A 4,154-nucleotide genomic window follows, 5' to 3' on the forward strand; every position below is an offset into this window, starting at 1 on the left:
GGATAACTAATTATTATGGAACTCTCAATTGCAATTATATTAAACAACTCAAAGCCATTCATCATAAACTTATTAAATAGCTTAGAAAAAATAAGATGCAAACAATTATTATTAATTAATGGAATGTTAAATGTGCAGACTATTCTAATTATTGAAGATTATGCTGAGCGTAAGGGAGATGTAAAGATTATTAAGTCGGATAAGATTTTACGCTATCCAGTTGCCATGAATATACTTCTAAAAGAAGTTAAAACAAAGTATGTATTTAAAATGGATTCAGATATTCTAACTACTGAAAAGGATTTAAAAGGCATATATAATTTTATGGAAAAAAATAAAAATTATGGTGCTGTGCAAGGACTGCTAGTGTATCCTCAAACCAATAGAATTCAGTCTACGGGACATATTTTTCATGAGTATTGGGATACTTATGGTATGTATAAAGGAATTTTACAAAACTATACGAAACCAATGGAAAGACAATCTTTATCTGCTGGTTTTGCGATGTATCCTGTTGATATAGTGAAACAGGTTGGCTATTATGATGAATATTATATACATCAAATGAGTGGCATGGAGTTTTCCACAAGGATTAAATTTAACGGACATGATTTATGTTGCTTACCAGCATCTAAAGGTTATCATTTTCATAGTCTTTTTCGAAAAAAAATTCAAAATAAACCCAGAAAAGAGATTACTAAATATTGGGCAACTTATGGAGACTTCATTTGTGATGACTTATGTGATGAAATAATTTCCAACAAGTATTTCAGAGATTTTAATGGGTATCACATTGTGGATTGTAGTATTCTATATGATTTATCTGAATTCTTAGACAAGCTTCAGATTAAAAATACTCATTTTATGTTAAAAGTAACTGATTTGCAAGATCCTTCAATAATATTGCATGATGTTTTACCGCATTCCATACTTAAATCAACAAAAAAAATACTGTGGATTTGCACACATTTTGATCAGTTGACGAATAATTTTTTAGTTTTTAATGATGTTAGAAGGCATGAAGACTATATTCTAGATATGAGTGCTAATATTATACCAATAAAGACATTACTTTAAAATCTAGATTCTAGACAAAATGATTGTTTAGTATCATCAAAAATAAAGTCTACTTCAATTTCTTTAGGACGTGTTGAAATATATTTTCTGTTGTGGAGGTTCTTTTTTTGGTAACTAGGACCTAGACTTTCAAAGCATTTTTTTTGTTTTTCCAAACTAGCTAATGCACTTTTATAATCGCCATCGGCTAAAGATAGTAATGCTTTTAAATTGTAAAATATTCCCTGAGGGAATATCGGATAGTCTCTTACATCTATTACTTCGTCCAAGATTTTTTTTAATTTATTATATTTTTTCTGAACCCCATAACATAGCCCCAACTTTAGTTTTACCATTTTAGTATTGTATGTCAAATTATTTTCTTGTCCTTCCTTTATTGCATTTTCTAGTAAATCTATTCCTGTGTAACCTAGTAAAAATCCCATTTTCCCCAAATATGACTTAAATATAAGTTTTGTTTTCGCAGGTGTTTTACGAGACAATTTTTTAGTAATCTCTTTTAGAGATTCATAGGATTCTGAGGGAGATATTTCAAAACAGTTAATAGCTTTCGTAAGGCTTAATGAACTTGCTTTTATATTCTTTATTTTTTTAATAATAGTATTATATTCATTAAAAATATGTTCGGCTCTATGATAATCATCCATGAAAAATCGTGTGGCATAGTATCGAATAGTAATTGTAGAAAAAGCTTTCATATCAAACTCATTCTTAGTAACTTTTGATATAAAGTTTGAGTATATTATTTTATATTTTTCTTCTATGCTTTTTATATTTAAATTCCAGTAATCACAGTTTGCAATTTCTGAAAGCGCCATCATGGCAAGACTATTTTCTTGAGGATTTCGACTATCTTTTAACAATGAATATGTTTTTAAATAAAGCTCTCTACCGTCATTAGCTCCCACATTAAAGCTAGCATAGCCATAATAAAAGAAGAGAAGACCAGCTTCATAATCCGTTCCTATATTATTTGCATCAGGATTTAATGAAAAATACCTTTTTAATATGTAATGTACATTGAAAAAGTTTTGTTTTTTATGGTATTTACCGATTTGTTTAATGAAAAAATCTTTATTTTGAATGAATTTCGTAGGAAAGTTTGGAATAATACTTAAATAATCTAAAGTCTTATTTTTCTTTTTTTGATATGCTGCATATTCATAAAGATGCTTTGAATTTTTCTTAATCAAAGAGATAAATTTTTCTAAATAGATATCATGAAAAGGAGTGTAAGATTCTCTTAAGTAATCATATTTAATCACTTTCTTCTGAATGAGCTTGTCTAAAGATTTTTCTCTAAATTTTTTAAGTAGATATTTGGGTTTTATTCCAATATTAAAAAAATAAATGATATCTGTTATTTTTTTTTCTTCCTTATTGAGTAGATCATAGGTTTCTTTGTAAAAAGCATCATTATTTGCTAAAAGAGCCTTTACCTCTTTTTTTGAAAGCAACTTCAAAGTATCAGTTTCCTTCTCGTTTTTTACTATTGAAATGAACTTTTTAAGTATAAAAATATTGTCAATTAATTTATCTAAAATTCTCTTAGGTAAATTTTCAATATCATAACACTCTAAGAGATGCTTTACGTCATCGATTTCTATTTTTATCTTTTGAACATTCACATAAGAAAACTTAATGATAAAATTTTCCAATTCTTCATACGATAAATTTGATTCTCTCTGCGCAGTTATTATAAAGGTAGTATGATTACTTTTAGTTAAGCTTTTTAATATTTTATAAAGTAGTTTAGCAGATTTAATATTTAGAAATTGTAAATCATCTAAAACCAAAAGTCTATGATCATTAATATTAGAATATGGTATAAGATTTACATTGGTGTTAAGTAGTGAATCTACATATTGTAGTATATCATCTCTATCAATTAAATATCTTAAGTATGTTGTATGATGCTTGTTATAATTATTAATTAATTCTATGTTATTAATGTCCTCATCATCAAATTTAGAATTAGCAAAGGAACTTCCAAATACTAAGAAAACTAATAATTCGATAAGTAATTTGCTATTTGCCAACTCATTGTTAACAAATTTCAAATATATAGTATCTAACTTTCCCTTTTTGGAATGAATAAAATTTTCGATAACCCACGATTTTCCACTTCCCGACAAGCCTCTTATCGCAAATAAGAAAGTACCACTGTTTTCAATAAAGTTATTATATCCTTGGAGTAAATTGAATTCACAGTCTATCTGACTCCTTATTTCTAGTAAGATATTTTTATTATAACGAGTAGCAATACTTTTTTCAATAGGCAATGATACACCATGCTCATTTTCAAATAAAGACAATAAAGATCCCGAAAAACTTCCCTCTTTTATTGGTGTAAATGGTATTGAAATTAGGCCAATGCCTAGTTGGGAAATAGTAATATCATCTTTTCTATTTATAGAAATATATTCGGAAGTATTAATTATTTTAAATGTAAAACTCGACTGTTTTGTAGATAAAGGTATGCTTATTACACATTGTAAAATATACTCTTCTCCAATGATAAGAGTTTCTGTAGAAGTAGAAATAGCATTATAAATTATATTGGGTTTTGTGATAAAAACATCATTCAGTAAGGAAATATTGGATGTTAACGGCGTATTTTTATCCGTAATTAAACCATATTTTTGAACTAACCTTCTCTGTTTTTCATCTAAAACCCAAGATTTCAATTCGTCTCCCAATACGAAAATGATCCTATTATTCAATATTTTTTGAATCTCAAAAATTGTTTTTGTTGCAAATTTTGCATTAGTAACAATAAGAATTGATTCAACATCAACATTATTAAATCCTATAAGTACTGTTGCTGCTACTTTCCCTAATGGTATTTCGTGACTACTGTCTTTAGCGTATTTTGCTTCATACCAAGCGTTTTTTTTTATTAAATCTTTGGTATTAGTTTTAGGTATTAATTTATCATTTTGAGAATTATAATTTGTACCTTTTGTTGCCTTCCAATTCCACTCTGGTTTGAGAAACCTAGCATACGCATAAGCAATCTCTTGAAATTGATCACTATCGATACTATTCCAAAAACTATCCATAATAATTAGTTATCC

General features: G+C 27.4%; 2 protein-coding genes. One reads left to right on the plus strand and one right to left on the minus strand.

The genetic code is table 11. The features are described 5' to 3' along the window. Positions 1-15: 15 nt before the first annotated feature. Positions 16-1,077, plus strand: a complete 1,062-nt coding sequence (locus AA089_RS22660) for a glycosyltransferase (protein ID WP_082113464.1) — start codon at positions 16-18, stop codon at positions 1,075-1,077. Here AA089_RS22660 and AA089_RS22665 read toward each other — a convergent pair. Then, positions 1,074-4,139, minus strand: a complete 3,066-nt coding sequence (locus AA089_RS22665) for a hypothetical protein (protein ID WP_046759311.1) — start codon at positions 4,137-4,139, stop codon at positions 1,074-1,076. The genes AA089_RS22660 and AA089_RS22665 overlap by 4 nt on opposite strands. Positions 4,140-4,154: the final 15 nt, after the last annotated feature.

The organism is Kordia jejudonensis (assembly GCF_001005315.1).
Classification (GTDB): domain Bacteria; phylum Bacteroidota; class Bacteroidia; order Flavobacteriales; family Flavobacteriaceae; genus Kordia; species Kordia jejudonensis.